9 protein-coding genes are annotated in these 15,989 nt (G+C 58.4%); 1 reads left to right on the top strand and 8 read right to left on the bottom strand.

Annotated features, from left to right (window positions below):
• Positions 1–128 precede the first annotated feature (128 nt).
• The 8 genes from Q8R10_RS11275 to uvrD all read right to left on the bottom strand — a co-directional run bounded on the left by Q8R10_RS11275 (position 129) and on the right by uvrD (position 12,659).
• Positions 129–686 (bottom strand): fasciclin domain-containing protein, encoded by a 558-nt coding sequence (locus tag Q8R10_RS11275; protein ID WP_305653809.1) that lies wholly within the window; start codon positions 684–686, stop codon positions 129–131.
• Between the two features lie 76 nt (positions 687–762).
• Complete coding sequence (locus tag Q8R10_RS11270) at positions 763–1,488, bottom strand: anti-sigma factor domain-containing protein (protein WP_305653807.1); 726 nt, start codon at positions 1,486–1,488, stop codon at positions 763–765.
• Positions 1,485–2,039, bottom strand: coding sequence for a sigma-70 family RNA polymerase sigma factor (locus tag Q8R10_RS11265; RefSeq protein ID WP_305653805.1), 555 nt, complete (start codon positions 2,037–2,039; stop codon positions 1,485–1,487). Before Q8R10_RS11265 ends, Q8R10_RS11270 begins: the two co-directional genes overlap by 4 nt.
• Before the next feature lie 102 nt (positions 2,040–2,141).
• Positions 2,142–2,633 (bottom strand): group 1 truncated hemoglobin, encoded by a 492-nt coding sequence (locus Q8R10_RS11260; RefSeq protein ID WP_305653803.1) that lies wholly within the window; start codon positions 2,631–2,633, stop codon positions 2,142–2,144.
• Positions 2,634–2,670: 37 nt separating this feature from the next.
• Positions 2,671–3,621 (bottom strand): DUF3034 family protein, encoded by a 951-nt coding sequence (locus tag Q8R10_RS11255; RefSeq protein WP_305653801.1) that lies wholly within the window; start codon positions 3,619–3,621, stop codon positions 2,671–2,673.
• Between the two features lie 168 nt (positions 3,622–3,789).
• Positions 3,790–5,607, bottom strand: coding sequence for a hypothetical protein (locus Q8R10_RS11250; RefSeq protein ID WP_305653799.1), 1,818 nt, complete (start codon positions 5,605–5,607; stop codon positions 3,790–3,792).
• Positions 5,608–5,821: 214 nt separating this feature from the next.
• Positions 5,822–10,372, bottom strand: a complete 4,551-nt coding sequence (locus Q8R10_RS11245; protein ID WP_305653796.1) for an S-layer family protein — start codon at positions 10,370–10,372, stop codon at positions 5,822–5,824.
• A gap of 94 nt (positions 10,373–10,466) precedes the next feature.
• On the bottom strand, positions 10,467–12,659 hold the full coding sequence (gene uvrD, locus Q8R10_RS11240) for a DNA helicase II (RefSeq protein ID WP_305653794.1): 2,193 nt from the start codon (positions 12,657–12,659) through the stop codon (positions 10,467–10,469).
• A gap of 227 nt (positions 12,660–12,886) precedes the next feature.
• Between uvrD and Q8R10_RS11235 the strand changes: the two genes are divergently transcribed.
• Positions 12,887–15,766: a bifunctional diguanylate cyclase/phosphodiesterase gene (locus Q8R10_RS11235; protein ID WP_305653792.1), complete on the top strand. Its 2,880-nt coding sequence runs from the start codon at positions 12,887–12,889 to the stop codon at positions 15,764–15,766.
• Positions 15,767–15,989 lie beyond the last annotated feature (223 nt).

Here is a 15,989-nt window from a genome sequence, read left to right as displayed (position 1 = left end):
ACTCGTTATGGGTTTAACCGAGTATCGGCGCCCACAGCTAGTGTTCAGGTATTAAGGTAAACATCGCTTAAAGCTATGGGGGGCGGCACCGCAGAGCCTGAGCTTTGCGGATGCCTTAGGTGCTGCGTTTAAGGCATCAAAACCTTATCGACGACATGAATCACGCCATTTGACTGCATAACATCGGCGATGGTGATCGCCGTGTTGGTGCCTTTGCTGTCGGTTAGGCTGAGCAGTTTGCCGTTATAGCTGACGGTGAGGTTTTCGCCTTGCACTGTGGTCAGCATGGTTTTGCCAGCGGTTTTATTGGCCGCCGCCATCAGGTCTTTGGCGGTGTGCGTACCGGCAACCACGTGGTAGGTCAGAATATTGCTGAGGGCGGCTTTGTTCTCAGGCTTTACCAAACTCTCAACGGTGCCGGCTGGCAGCGCGGCGAAGGCGGCATTGGTTGGCGCGAAAACAGTGAAAGGACCCTTGCTGTTGAGGGTGTCGACCAAGCTGGCGGCCTTAACAGCGGCGACCAAGGTGGTGTGATCCTTGGAGTTAACCGCGTTTTCAACAATCGTCTTGTTTGGGTACATGGGCGCACCGCCAACCAGTACCGAATCGACGGCGAAGGCGGGCAATGCAGCGCCGATGGCCAAGGAAAAACCAGCAGTAACCAGCGCGTGGCGAACCAATTTCATGGTCTAACTCCGTAATTTAAGTGGGCCCCAAGCAGTGGGGTACTAGAGCTACGGAGTGGCTTCAGGAAAAGATGCATCAGAGGCTAAAAATATTCCCTTTAGCCACTACTGGGCCGGTCGGTTGCTGGGTCGGTGAGCCACCAGCCGGCTCGAGTGAGATGGCAAACACAGTATTTGCGCTCACCAGTTGTTGTAAGTCGTCGGGGATAGCCACGCTCATTGGTAGGTCCGCATGCAGTAACCCCAGTGAGCGCGGCGCGGCGCCGGGGCTGATAAACCACAATTCGGCAACCCGGCCATCGAGTTGCAGGGCGGCGGCCGGAATGATCACGATGCGTTGGCGCTGAGCATCGACAGTGGCGGTGTACACGGCCGCGCCATTCTCGAGCTGCAAGGCTGCCGTCAGCGGGGCGCTATAGCTGGCGGGCTTGGGTTGCACGATTAACACGCCCGCCAAGATCAGGCTGGCTGCCAGGGCACCGGCTGTTAGCCCACGCCAAACCGCCAAGCTGCTCCAGAAACGGCTGCTTGCTGTTGTCGGGCGGGGCTGCGCGCTCGCTGGCGACCACTGCAGGGCGTGAGTGATGCGCGACCAGATAAAGCTCGGCGCCTCGAGCGAGTCGTATTCGTCAGTTAAGGGGCCGAGTCGTTGTTGCCAGGCACTCAGTTGCGCGGCGTAGCGCGGGTGGCTGGCAATTAAGTCGGCCACCTCGGCGCGCTCTTTTGCATCCAGCACGCCCAACACATACTCGGCTATGCGCAGGTCAAGTTCTTGCGGGTTAACGGGGTCGGTGGTGTTCATTGTTCTAAACAAGCCTTGAGGCGCAACAGGCCCCGGCGAATCCAGCTTTTCATGGTTCCCAGCGGCACACCTTTACGGTTTGCCAGTTCGTCATAGGTGCAACCATCGAGGAAGGCCGTACGGATTAAACCTTGATGATTATCCGCAAGCGTCGACAGGCATTGATCGAGCCGGCGCCGGTCGCTGTCCACCTCAAGGGGATCGACGGGCTCGTGGGCGAGCAGCGAGTCGGCTAACTCAAGCGACGCTTGGTTACGTTCAACGCCGCCGGTGCGTAGGCGATCAATACACTTATTGCGCGCAATCATGGCCAGCCAGGTAATCGGGCTGGCGATTTTCGCGTCAAATAAATCAGCTTTGCGCCAGACCGTAACATAGGCCTCTTGCAGTGCATCTTCGGCGTCACTGCGCTGGCTGAGCATGCGCGCGCAAATGCCAAAGAGTTTTGCCGAGGTCAGTCGATAGAGCGCGTCAAAAGCTTGTCGATCTTGTTGCGCAATCGCCGTCAGCAAGCTGCTGAGGTGTTGCCGGCGCAGGACGTCATCATTCATTGGTGTTGGCTCAGGCGTATGGCTGTTAAGCCCTAACAGGTCGGTAGTATAGCCAGGGCGCGGACAATGGCTGATGGCGATTAACCGTTGTCCGCATCGGCGTTACTTAGCGTTGGTGCCGGATGCAGGTGCTGGCCCGTTACCGGCTTCAACGTCGCGATACATCGGCGCTAACTTTGCCAGTAACTGATTTTGCGCAGTAAAGGGCACAGCATGCTTATCCATAGCAATTTGTAGTGACTCAACCAGCGAGTTAAATTCGGCGCGACCAATTTTAAAGTTGGCATGGGTGGTCTTCATGTCGCGGCCTGAATACTTGCAGCCACCGTCGAGCAGGTCGCAAAACTGTTCAACCAACATAAATTTAATAAAGTCTTTTTTCGGATTATCGAAAAACGGCTTGGTCAGTGGCGCGGCAATTAAGTTGAGCATCATGTCATCGACAATCAGCACTAAGCCGGGCTTGCTGCCAAACTTCTCGAAGGTCGTTTGCTCGGCGTGCGCCTGAACGCTGATAAGGCTGAGCAGCGCCGTTAAGATCAAAGTGCAGAACTGTTGCTGAGTGGCCGCCAGCTGGGTAAAAAGTGAACGCATGGTAATATTCCTTTAACTGTTAGTCGCTGCTTGGTAATTAGAAACCAAGTTGCACGGAGAGATAGGTCGCTTGTTGATCGGCGAAGCCGCGCAAACCGAGCTTATTGCCATCAACGATATTGCCTAAGTTAACGTAGGCGGCGGTTACCGAGACGTTTTTGGTCGGCGCGTAAGCGACAAATAAGTCCCACCAGTCGTCTTCGGCTAGGGTGCCGTTGGGTAAGTTACTTTTGTCTAAGTTGTCGGGCTTCATGCGGTATTCGGCGCCAACGGTTAAGTTGCGTGACAATAAATAAGCAGTCGACAGTTCGAGTTGCGGCTTGTAACTGTTGTTGTCTTCGCTGCCAAAACCGAGGATGCCCAGTTGGTTGGCTTTGGTCATACGCAGGGTGCCGTTAACCAATAAGCTTTGGCCGATAAATAATTTAGTGGCCGACACATAGTAATCAATGCCGCTGTCATCTTTGGCACCGAGAAACTTAACCAGTTTTTCTTCTTGGTTATTTTTGTATTGCATACCGGCGGCGATTTGCGGCATCCAGGTGTCTTGATCCAGCACCGCTTCGCCAGCCAGGCGCACTTTGGCGCCGACGATGGTTTGCTTGATATCGCTGGTGCCCAACAAGCCGCCCAAGGCGCCGTTCAATTCACTGACATTGAACCGCTGCTCGGCGAGTGACAGTTCCACCCGGTCATATAAACCTACGGTCAGACCTTTGCTGCTCAAGGCAAAGTCTTGGGCGTCGGCATAGGAGTAATGCAGGCTGGCGCCGATTTCCTCGCCAGTGCCGTAGCCGCCGATAACTGCCCATGGGGTTAAGCCCCCGCCGGCCGCGCCTTCGATTTGCGACACGCCGCCGGTCAGCAGCAGTTTGCTGCTGCGGCTGGTCTCGGCAAACGCCATATTGCTGGCCAAGAGCAGGCTCAAGGCCGTGGTGGCGAGGGGTAGTGATAGGTTTCTTGTGGTTGGCCTGTTTGCGTTTTGCATGAATCCTCCAGGCTAAATTCGAGTGCTGGTCGTCAGCAACTCGCTCATCAGCCATTCAGATACGTAACAAACGCCAATGCGGATGCACGAAGGGCAGAAATTATTTCTGCCCTCATCCAGCGCGTTCAGGATGAGGGTGGATGGTGTCGGCCGATAGTGCGTAGGCGGCTACTTCACGGCACTCGGATCGCAGCTCGCTTGCAGTTGCAATTGGTTGTCGGCGCGCAGTTTGGGCGGCACTTGCGGGTCGTCGCTGAGGCTGAAGTTACGCTGCAACCACCGGGCGGACTCGGCCAGCGTGGCGTTGACCGGCGGCACGGTGAACTCCCAATTACTGTCGCGCGTGCGCATGCAGCGGCTATTGATGCTGAGCGTCGGGGCGTCGGCAAAGGCTTGCTGGGGGTTGTTCAGTGGGGTGGCGATCAGGTGCAAATTGCCCTGCTCGTCATCGACGTAGAGTCGGTAGAACCAGCCGTGGCGAATATCCAGCAACTGATTGCCCGCCGAGATGGCCGCAAAGGGTTGCTGGCGAATGAGTAAGCCGTAACTGCGCAAATACACCCAGCCCGCCAGGCTCGGGTCGAAGGGGCTGGCGGGGTAGGGCTCGCTCTCGAGCAGGTTGTCCAACTGCAATTGGCCGTTGGCATCGCTGTGGGTGCGCCAGAGGTCGTAAGGGCCGCTGCCACGGGTTTTCAGCAGCACATCGTTGCTGCCAATTACGCTTACCTCGCGGATGGCGCGCTCTTCACCGCCGCCGGAAGCATCCTCTAGATAGCGATAACGCTGACCATCTTTACTCAGCTGGTAGAGCAGTTGCGCTTGCACCTGGGGCTTTACCTCTGCGCCACCGGGCCGGTAGTCGTAGCGCAGCTCGTGCAGCTCCCAGTTGCTGCCCTTGGCCAAACTACGTTGCTTGACCGGCAGCAAGCAGCGTTTGGCCCGCTCACTGGCGGCCACCTCGTGGTGCTGATCGCTGAGGCAGAGGTCATCGGCGAGCAGGGTTTCGCTCGGATACGGCTCGGCATTGGGATGCTGGTAGGGATTGGGGTTAATGCCGCTGCAGTCCTTGGCGGTGATGTCGATGTTGTCGTCGACGCTCTCCTCGCTCGGGCTGCTGGCCCAGCCGAGACTCTCGAAGCTGCGCGGCTGCTGGCCGAGATCGATCTGTCGCAGGCTAATGCCCCAGCGCTTGGGGTCGGGCTTTGGCAGTTGCTGCTCGGCGCGCAGTTGTAGCTCGCTGCCGGGCAGCAGTTGCAAGTTGCGCGCAAACCACGCCGGGCCATCGACAAAACCCAGGCGCTGGTTAGTCGAGGCGCCCATTTTGTCGTACACCTGCGGGTGGCTGAACTCAAACTCGGGCAGCACAAAGCAGCCCGCGTCTAAGCGCAGTTCACTCAGCTGCTTGCCGCTGCTGAGGTCTACGGCGCGCACGCGCGGGGCCGGATTGCGCTCGGCATCGGCGCCCCAGGGGGTATCGGCCAGCAACGCGGTTTCGCCTTGCACATCGAGCAGCGCGCCGATGCCAACGTCGACGATGCGCAACGGTTGGCGTTGGATCATATACAGCTGCTTCTCACCCGCCAGGGAAATCCAACCGGGCCGGCGGGCATCGGTGAACCAGCTGTTGGGTAGGCCTTTTAGCAGCACCTTAGCCTGCAGCTGGTTGCCCTGCATCGACAGGTGGGCCAGTTCATAGTCTTCGCCGCTGCCGCGACTAAACAGGGTCAAGGCGTTTTGTGCGTCGAGGGTCGCGGCATCGAACAGTTGCAGGCCCCGGCGCTGCTCGGGATCGGGCTCGATCAACTCGGCCAAGTTAGCGGCGTCGATCAACTCACCGTCATATTCCAGCTGTGTTTCGATCTGGATGTAATCGGTGCCGGTATTCCAGTCGCTGTGGCTGGAACGCCGGTGCTCCACCCGGAACGCCTCAGCAGCCCAGGTCTCAGTGCTCAGCAGCAAGGTTGCCAGCAGTAAATAAGTGCGCACGTCCATGTCCTTGGGCTGGGCCCGCTGTTGTGGCGCTTGGCCGGATGGGTAGCGCCGAGTTCAACCGCCTCCTAGGGTCGGTCGCCACTCACCCCGCCTCCAGCTTGGCATAGCCGAGCATCAGCCATTTAGTGCCTTCGCTGAACAGCGAGTGGTAATTCGGATTGCTGTGATAGATGACGATGGAGGAGCCTCCACCGTCGGTTTATTTCGCTTAAGCAATAAACTGGTAATCACTTAAGGCGGATGCAGATATATTTGCCGCTGTGCCAAGCAAGGTCAGTTCGGCAGTAGAGACTAGCGCATCGGCGCCGGCAGAGTGGAACTGATAGATCGCTGTTTCACTACCGTTATCGACAGTAAACAAGCGGTTATCACCGGCCGCATAAGCACTGCTGGCTGAGCCAATGGTTGCTGCCGCGTTGCTGGTGGTAATGCTGCCAGTAATATTCTGGGTGAATATCACCAGCTCAGCTGTAGTGCCAAAACCGCCGCTAGCCGAACGCATAAGAGCGCCATCTATGACGGTGTCACCATCGCCAATACGAAGGGTTGAAAGGCTAAACGTTAGTTTGTCTTGGCCGGTGACGAAGTCCGTTATGCGATCAGTGCCCTGCAGGCTGTCGAAGGCGAAGCTGTCATTACCGGTGCCGCCCGTTAGCGTATCGCTACCAGCCCCGCCGATTAGCGTGTCGTTACCGGCAGCACCATTGAGCGTGTCGTTGCCAAGATAGCCGAGCAGACGATTATTACCGATATTGCCCTGCAAACTATTGGTCAGTTCATTGCCTGCACCCGCAATGCCGGCGCTGCCGGACAGCGTTAGATTTTCAAGATTGCTAGACAGTTTGTAGCTAGAAGATGCCAACACGGAGTCGGTGCCGGCGTTAATGCCCTCAATGGTTTGGTCTAGGGCATTATCAACAATATAAATATCGTTGCCAACACCGCCAGACATGGTGTCCGCTCCCGCGCCACCATTCAGGGTGTTGTTGTAGTTATTGCCAGTAATTTTATTGGCGAGACTATTGCCTGTAGCAGTCAACACCGTGGCGCTGTTGGCCAGCGTGAGGTTTTCGAGACCGGCACCAAGGAGATGACCATTTAAGTAAGATATGACACTGTCAATTCCGCTGGTTTCGACAATTACATCTGCAGCGTTGTCGATGTAGTAAGTGTCATTACCTTCTGCGCCATTCATGGTGTCAGCGCCGGAGCCGCCATTTAATGTATCGTTGCCAAGCAAGCCGAACAGTTGGTTGTTATTTTCGTTGCCAATAATAACGTTGCTATACTCTGAGCCAATAGCATTCGTCGCTATGGTGCCGGTGCTTAAAGTAATGTTTTCAATATAATTATAAGATTTGGATGTGCTTACCCCCGAGATATATCCACCAATCGTTGCATTAAAAGCGATTTTAATGGTGTCAACACCTGCGTTTGAAACTTCGGTTACATAGTCGGATGTCGAGTCGATGATGTAAGTGTCGTCGCCGATGCCGCCGACCATGGTGTCGTTTCCGCTACCGCCATCGAGCGTATCATTGCCCGCACCGCCAGTAAGGCTATCGTTGCCTGCCAGACCGCTGAGGGCATTGTTGTTCTGGTTGCCGGTGATCTGGTTGTTCAGTTCGTTACCGATACCGTTGCTGGCTGAGCCAATCAGCTCAAGGTTTTCCACGTTGCTGGCAAGGCTGTAGCTGGCCAACTTGGACTTGACCAAGTCAGTACCCTCGGCGGCGTTTTCGATCACCTTGTCGGAGAGGTTGTCCACGTTGTAGGTGTCGTCACCGATGCCACCTACCATGCTGTCGATACCCACTCCGCCATCCAGCAGGTCATTACCGGCCCCTCCCACTAGGGTGTCGTTGGAAACGAAGGCGCCAGAGGATACCGGCAGGCTGGTTTGCAGCATGGCACCGTTGCTGTCGAGGGTCATTAGCTTGGCAGTGATCTGGTCGGTTGCCGAACCGCTGAGGGTAATGGCGTTGGAGTGGAACTGCAGACCTAGCGGTGTAACGGTAAAACGATCCGAGCCAATCAGATCTACCAGCTCGCCATTGCGATAAACCTCAACCCAAGCGCCTTCGCCAATAGCCAGAACCGAGGTGTTGAGTAGGCCAATATCGAGCTCCTCAGGGTTAAGGACGATGGACGCAGAGTTATTGTCAATGCCGTCATCAAGTGCATCTAGCGTTGCTTCAGTTGCCCCGGTACCCATCCCGAGGGCTCTGATCACCGTACCGTTTTGGCCTAATCCCCGCAGTGCTGGTAAGAGGCTTAAGTAGTTTTGATTATCTGGCTGGCCGTCAGTGGCAAAAAACACAATGTTTTGCCCGCTACCGCTGTTACCTAAGTGGGTAATGGTTTTGCTGATCGCATCGGTGTAGTTGGTGCCAGTGGTAAGAAACTGTAGTTGAGAAAGCGTGTCGGTAATATCGGGGCGACCATTAGCGTCACTATCTAGGCTGGCTGAGCCGCTATAAGCCAGATTGGCTGTGCCACTGAAGGGTATCAATGCAACCTTCACTTGGCTGTCGAGACCGCTGTCGATGATTGATTGGTTGAGCTTCTGGAATGAGGCAATAGCAGCGTCCAGTCTAGTGTTTACTTGGCCGTCGCCGTTTAAATCGCCGATATCGACCTCGCCACTAAAATTTTCCATCATACTGCTGGACTGGTCGAGTATGTAAACCAGATTAATTGGTGTCTGCGCAAGGTTGACCGCGCTGATGGTGCCGCTGAGGGTAATGGAGCCGGTTGCTGACTCTGGTACAGAGATATTTAGCGCTACGGTTTTGCCATTAATTAATGTCTCAGCTGCGCCGACACGCATTTCCGCCGCGCCATTGTCGCCAATCAGGACATCGTCACCGTCGCCGCCAATTAGCGAGTCATTGCCAGCATTGCCGTTTAGGCTGTCGTTGCCCAGGCCGCCATTCAAGATGTTATTACTGGCGTTGCCTTGTAACTGGTTGTTTTCGCCGTTGCCATTGAGCGTGATGGCGGTATCGGTCAGGGTGCCGTTTTCCACATTGGCACCCAAGGTGTAACTGATGCTGCTCTGTACGCTGTCTGCGCCGCTGGCTATGGCCTCAACCACGACATCGCCGGCGTTATCTACCAGATAGATGTCTGAGCCAGCGCCACCGCTCATGGTGTCGGCGCCTGTGCCGCCGTTTAGGTAGTTGTCTTTGGCGTTACCGGTGAGGGCATTGTTGGCGCTATTACCTACGCCTTTGAACGCATTGCCGCTCAAGGTCAGATTCTCAAGCGTTGAGCTGAGGCTGTAGTTGATCGAAGAAACAACGCTGTCAGTGCCTTCTCCAGCAAGCTCGGTTATTACATCGTTACTGCTATCGACGTAATAGGTGTCGTTACCGATGCCGCCAATCAAGCTATCAGCGCCAGCCGCTCCGCTTAGGGTGTCATTACCGGCGCCGCCGGTGATCGTGTTGTTGGCCGCATTACCGATCAAGCTATTGTTAGCACTGTTGCCTGTCAGGCCAAGTGCAGAGCCAAGCAGAACACCGTTCTCAATGTTAGTGCCGAGCGTGAAGTTGATAGCAGACTGGACGGTGTCGGTTCCCGCATCTACAGCTTCAACCACGCCGTCGCCTGCGCCGATGATGTAGGAGTCGTTACCTGCTCCGCCCGTGAGAACGTTAGCGGCGGCGTTCTGGCTGCCGTCGAGAATGTTGTTGGCGCCATTGCCGGTGGCGCTGATGGCGGCACTGCCGGTCAGGGAGATGTTTTCCAGATATGGGCGGGCGGTGATATTGAAACTTACCGAGCTCTTGACGGTATCGACACCTTCATTGGCGAGCTCGTTGACCACATCGAGGGCGCTGTCGACCACGAAGGTGTCATTGCCGGCGCCACCGTTCATGGTGTCGTTACCTGCGCCACCGTTCAGCGTGTCGTTACCTGCGCCACCGTAGAGCGTGTTATTGCCACTGTTGCCGGTGATGCTGTTATCGCGATAATTACCCGTGCCGTTGATATTAGCGGTACCAGTCAGTGTCAGATTAAGTTCTGAACTTTGAAGTGTGGCAGTGCTGGCACTGGAAATATTCTGGGGAAAGTTAGCTAGCGTATTTAGTTCGGTACTCGTCAATCCGACAAGGTAGTCGCTGTTGGCAAGATTTTTAAGCGAGTTGGCTGTAGTTGTTGCAGTGGCTTGATCGGGGGCTAGGGCATAAAAGTGCATAATTACCTTGGTCTGCCCGGCAGCAAGGTTAAAATTGAAGTTGGTATCAAAGCTATCTGTGTCAGTACGTGTGGCGCTACTTGGCGACCCAGTGCCCCCGGACACTATATGTATGGCTTTTGCTCGTTCGGTGGAAAGGTGATCCACCATGAACCAATCGTCGGCGGTTGTGTAGGTACTGTCACCGTTGGAGCTAGTAAGGAGGCGTGTATTGCTGTCGTGATAGACGTCATCGCTTAGATTGAAATTGACGTCTTTTGAGGTGGTGCCGGTGTTGGTAACTATTTCAAGGACTCGAACAAAGCCATCACCCACATAGGTCTTGCGAGTCAAGCTCAGCGCTTCGCCGGCGTGGGTTGCTGTGAGCGTTTGAGTGTTTGCGGTTGTAGTGGCTACTCCATAGCTCCAGCCTAAAGAGCTTGTGCTTGCGCCAATTTTGACACTGAAACCCGTACTGTCGTAGCTGTCATTGTTGGCTTTAATGGCATTTTGCAGATTGCCGTGATCATCGATGAGCCAAGTGTTGTTGCTTGCATCGGTCAGATTGAGAGGCATGCTCAGACTTCCTTGTATTGATGTTTTTTGAGGTTGGTGGAGTATTGCGTTGTGTGGTTGATGTTATCTGTGCTTTTTAAAATAGCGGCGGCGCTTACACCGCTTCCAGCTTGGCAAACCCAAGCATCAGCCATTTGCAGCCTTCGTTGGCAAAGTTCACCTGTACCCGGGCCTGGGCGCCGGCGCCTTCGAAGTTGAGTATCACCCCATCGCCGAACAGCGAGTGGCGTACCGATTGGCCGAGGCTGAAGTCGGTTTCCGGCACCTGGCTGCCGGCAAACAAATTGCTGTCGCTCATGCTCTGGTTGCGCGGTGCGCCGAACGGGCGGCTGACGCTGTTGTTCAGGCGCACTTCCTGAATCAGCCCCTCGGGGATTTCGCGCACGAAACGCGAAACCTTGTTGCGGGTCTCGGCGCCGTACAGGCGGCGGGTTTCCGCGTAGCTGATGACCAGCCGGCGCATGGCTCGGGTGATGCCGACGTAGGCCAGGCGGCGTTCTTCTTCGAGGCGACCGGGCTCTTCCAGGCTCATCTTGTGTGGGAACAGGCCTTCTTCCATGCCGACCAAGAACACCAGCGGAAACTCCAGGCCCTTGGCGCTGTGCAGGGTCATCAGCTGCACGCTGTCTTCGTGTTCGGCGGCTTGGGTGTCGCCGGCCTCCAGGGAGGCGTGGTCGAGGAAGGCCGCCAGCAGGGTGGTTTCTTCCTGGATGTCGGCGTTCTCGAAGTTGCGCGCGGCGCTGACCAGCTCCTCCAAGTTTTCCACTCGGGCCTGGGCTTTCTCGCCTTTCTCTTCCTTGTGATAGGCGAGCAGGCCGGATTGCTCGATCACCGTCTGGGTCATCAGCCCCAGCGGCATTTCCAGCGCCTTGGCGGTCAGCAGCGCGACGGTTTCCAGGAAGCCGGCGACGGCCGCAGTGGCGCGCGGTGGCAGACCTTTATTACTCACCAACAATTGGCAAGCGGCCCACATCGACAGGTCGGCGGCGCGGGCCTGTTGGCGAATGGTTTCGACGGTTTTCTCGCCAATGCCACGGGCCGGCACGTTGATCACCCGCTCCAGCGCGGCATCGTTGCCTGGCTGCGACAGCAGGCGCAGGTAGGCCATGGCGTTCTTGATTTCGGCCCGTTCGAAGAACCGTTGGCCGCCGTAGATGCGGTAGGGGATGGCTTCGCGTAGCAGGGCTTCTTCGAGAATTCGCGACTGGGCGTTGGAGCGGTACAAAATGGCGATGTCGGCGCGGGCCAACCCTTCTTTATGGGCGGTCTGGATGCATTCGACTACATAGCGGGCTTCGTCGTATTCGTTGAAGGCCGAATACAGGCTGATCGGCTCCCCGTCGTCGGCATCGGTGCGCAGCTCTTTACCCAGACGGCCCTGGTTGTGGGCGATCAGCGCGTTGGCGGCCTTGAGGATGCCGCCGGTGGAGCGGTAGTTTTGCTCCAGGCGGATGGTCACGGCATCGGCGAAATCGCGGCTGTACTGGTGCATGTTTTCGATTTTGGCGCCGCGCCAGCCGTAGATCGACTGATCGTCATCGCCGACTACCATCAGGCTCTCGCCGCCCTGGGCGAGCATCCGCAGCCAGGCGTACTGCACGGCGTTGGTGTCCTGGAACTCGTCGACCAATACGTGGCGGAAGCGCCGCTGGTAATGGTTCAGCAAGCCGGGATTGTCGCGCCACAGGTCCAGGGCGCGCAGTAGCAGCTCGGCAAAATCGATCAAGCCGGCGCGGGCACAGGCGTCTTCGTAGGCCTGGTAGATGCTCAGCTGGGTGGCCAAAAACAGGTCGCCGGCCGGCTGAATATGCTTGGGCCGCAAGCCTTCGTCTTTCTGGCCGTTGATAAACCATTGCGACTGTTTGGCCGGCCACTTGTTGTCGTCTAGGCCCAGCTCGCGGATCACCCGTTTCACCAGGCGCTGCTGGTCGTCGCTGTCGAGAATCTGGAAGTTTTCCGCCAGCCCGGCTTCTTGCCAGTGGGCCCGCAGCAGCCGGTGCGCCAGCCCGTGGAAGGTGCCGACCCACATGCCCTGCGGGCTGACGTGCATCAACTGTTCGATGCGCTGGCGCATCTCGGCGGCGGCCTTGTTGGTAAAGGTCACCGACAGCACCGAGTGCAGGGAGGCGTGTTCCACCGCCACCAGCCAAGCGATGCGGTGTACCAGCACGCGGGTTTTACCGGAGCCAGCACCGGCGAGAACCAACTGACGGCCGAGCGGGGCTGCGACAGCCTGGCGTTGCGCGTCGTTGAGGGAATTTAACAGGGGGGAGAGGTCATCATGCATGGCGGCATTTTAGGCGCTGTTGGCCCCTCTTTGCGAGCCGCATAACCGAGCGCAGTCGTTTTCACCGGGGCTGTGGCGGGCCGGCCGGGCGGTGCAGATAACGCTTTAGCGCAGCCGCCAGCTCGCGGTATGCTCGCCGCACATTGAGAAGCCCGTCACGCTACGGCTGGTGCTGCTGCGGCGCTGCAGCAACCAGTTGTGCGACAGACACTTAGTAGACAGCGCCGATGACCACGCCCAATAAACACCTTCCCGTTAGCGCTGCGCTCAGCGATGGGCCTGAAACCGGTCTGTCGCTGGCGGCCGAGCGTGCCGTCGAGCGCACCCGTTTGCTCTATCAGGGCTCGCAAGTACCAACGCTGTTTATGCTGCTCAGCGGTCTGGCCTGCGCCTATTTGCTCTGGAGCCCGGAAAACACCCTGCGTTTGTCGGGCTGGCTGGTGTGGCTGGTGTTGCTGGCGGTGTTGCGGCTGCTGCAGGTCGGTGCCTTTAACGCGGCGCTGCCGTCCAAGCAAGCGCACCCCCATTGGCGGCGGATGTTTTTGCTCGGCGCCGGGCTGTCCGGGCTGACCCTGGCCTTCGTCGAGATCGCCCTGGTGCCGCCCCACTCGATGCTCCAGCAGGCGCTGGTGTACGGCTTGATCGCGGCGGCGATTCTTTCCGCCAGCGTCGCCTATGCGGTCAGCCTGACGGCCTTTCTGACCTTCACCGTGCCCGGCGTGCTGCCCTTTCTGTTGGTCATGCTGCTCAGTAATGACCCACGGCAACAGAGCTGGGGCGTGCTCGGGCTGATTCTATCGGCGACCTTGCTGGTGGTGACCTGGCAGATCAATCGCCTGCTCAAACGCAGCCTCAACCAACGCGCGCAGAATCAGGCGCTGATCAGCAACCTGGAATACGCCAAGCAGCAGGCCGATGGCCTCAACGTGCAGCTGGCCCGCGAAGTCGAACAGCGCCGCCGCGCCGAGCGCGACCTGCGCGGTGCCCATGGCGATTTAGAAATGCGCGTGGCCCAGCGCACCCTGGAGCTGGACGACACCACCCACGCCCTGGGCAAGAGCGAGGCGCGCTTGGCCCTGGCGCTGGAGGCCAGCGAGCTGGGACTGTGGGATTGGGACCTGGCCAGCGATGCCCTGCACCACTCGCAGCTGTTTGAGCTGTTTGGCCTGCAGCCGGAGTCGGTGACGGCGATGTTGACTGACCTCAAGCCGCGGGTGCACCCCGACGACCTGCCGCTGCTGCGCCAGGTACTGATCGAGCACTTAAAAGGCCAGACCGATGGCTACGCGGTGGAATACCGGGTGCGGCATGTCGATGGCCGCTGGGTCTGGGTGGAAGACCGGGGCCGCGCCGTTGAGCGCGATGCCCAGGGCCGCGTGCTGCGCATGCTCGGCACCCGCCGCGACATCACCGAGCGCAAAGGCCGCGAAGAAGAACAACGCCTGGCCGCCACGGTGTTCGAGGCGGCCAATCAGGGGATAGTCATCCTCGATCCGGACAACCAGGTGGTGGCGGTTAACCAAGCGCTTACTGCGGTGACCGGCTATGGCCGCGAGGAGTTACTCGGGCACAACATTGGGCATTTTATCCGTGGCAGCGATGCGCGCCGCCAGTACCACTTGATCAGCCAGGAGCTGGAGCGCGAAGGCCACTGGCAGGGCGAGCTGCTGGAAAGCCGCAAGAATGGCGAGCTGTACCCGCAATGGCTGCAACTGAGCATGATCCGCGACGCCCAGGGCCGCATCAGCCACACGGTCGGGTTTTTCGTCGATTTAACCGCGCGCCGCGACGCCGAAGAGCGCCTGCGTTACCTGTCCAACTACGACGAGCTGACCGGGCTGGCCAACCGCACGTTGTTCAAAGAGCGGCTGCACGAAGCCGGCCAGCGCTCGCGGCAATCCGGGCAAAGCCTGGCGCTGCTGCACATCGACCTGGACCGCTTCAAGCTGCTGAATGACAGCCTCGGCCATGAGCTGGCCGACCAACTGCTGCGGCAGATGAGTAAACGCATCAGCCAAAGCGTACCCGAGGCGCATACCCTGGCGCGCTTGTCTGGCGATGAGTTCGCGGTGCTGCTCGACGGCTTCGGCAGCTTGTCGAGCCTGGCGCGTTTGGCCAGCCGGCTGCTGGGCAAGTTGCGCCAACCAGTGACCGTCGGCGGCCAAGAGTTGGTGGTCAGCGCCTCGATTGGTATCAGCTTGCTGCCCGACAACGCGCGGGAAATCTCCACCCTGCTCAGCCAGGCGAACATGGCCGTGCAGCACGCCAAACACCTGGGCGGCAATACTTTCCAGTTCTTCACCGACAACCTGCAGGCCTGCACCCTGGAGCGCTTGCAGCTGGAAAACCAACTGCGCAAGGCGATCACCGAAGGCCAGCTGGAGGTGTTCTACCAGCCCAAGCTGTGCCTGGCCGACGACAGCCTGAGTTCCGCCGAGGCCCTGGTGCGTTGGCGGCATCCCGAGCTGGGCCTGGTGCCGCCCGGCGACTTTATCGGCCTGGCCGAAGAGACCGGCTTGATCGGCGCCATTGGCGAGTTGGTGTTGCGCGAGGCCTGCCGGCAGGCCCGTGCCTGGCAAGTGCAGGGGCTGGCGGAGATCCGCGTGTCGGTCAATCTGTCGGCGCAGCAACTGCGCCAAGGCAACCTCACCAGCCTGGTCCGCCAAGTGCTGGAAGAAAGCGGCCTGCCGCCGCACTTGCTGGAACTGGAGCTGACCGAAAGCCTGCTGCTGGATAACGTCGAAAGCGTCATCGGCACCTGTCAGCAATTGCGCAGCTTGGGCATCAAACTGGCGATTGACGATTTTGGCACCGGCTACTCCTCGCTCAGCTACCTCAAGCGCTTCCCGGTGCACTACGTGAAGATCGACCAGACCTTTATCCGCGACCTGGGCAGCAACGCCGAAGACGCCGCCATTACCCGCGCCATCATCGCCATGGCCCACGGCCTGGAGCTGAAAGTGGTGGCCGAAGGGGTCGAGAGCCAAGCTCAGCTGGAGTTTCTCAAGGCCCATCGCTGCGACGAAATTCAGGGCTATCTGGTCAGCCCAGCACTACCGGCGGCCGCCTTCGCCCAATTGCTGCGCGAGCAATTGACGAGCGACTGAGCGCATTTGGCTGCTTTTGTGGGTTAGCGGCGCAGAATTGAGCTTGCAGAGCCACTGAGGTAAACGGGCGCCGCGTAACCCACCAGGCGCTGATCGGCCGGACGCCCGCCGGTGGGTTACGGCGCAGCTAACACCGTAGAGATAGAGCGTCCGTGCCCATGCGCCCCACCCTACGATTCTGTTGAGCGCCGCAAACCTCGTAGGAGGGGCTTTAGCCGCGATG

Source organism: Pseudomonas sp. (assembly GCF_030698175.1).
Taxonomy (GTDB): Bacteria; Pseudomonadota; Gammaproteobacteria; order Pseudomonadales; family Pseudomonadaceae; genus Aquipseudomonas.
This window is presented reverse-complemented; position numbering and strand designations above follow the sequence as displayed.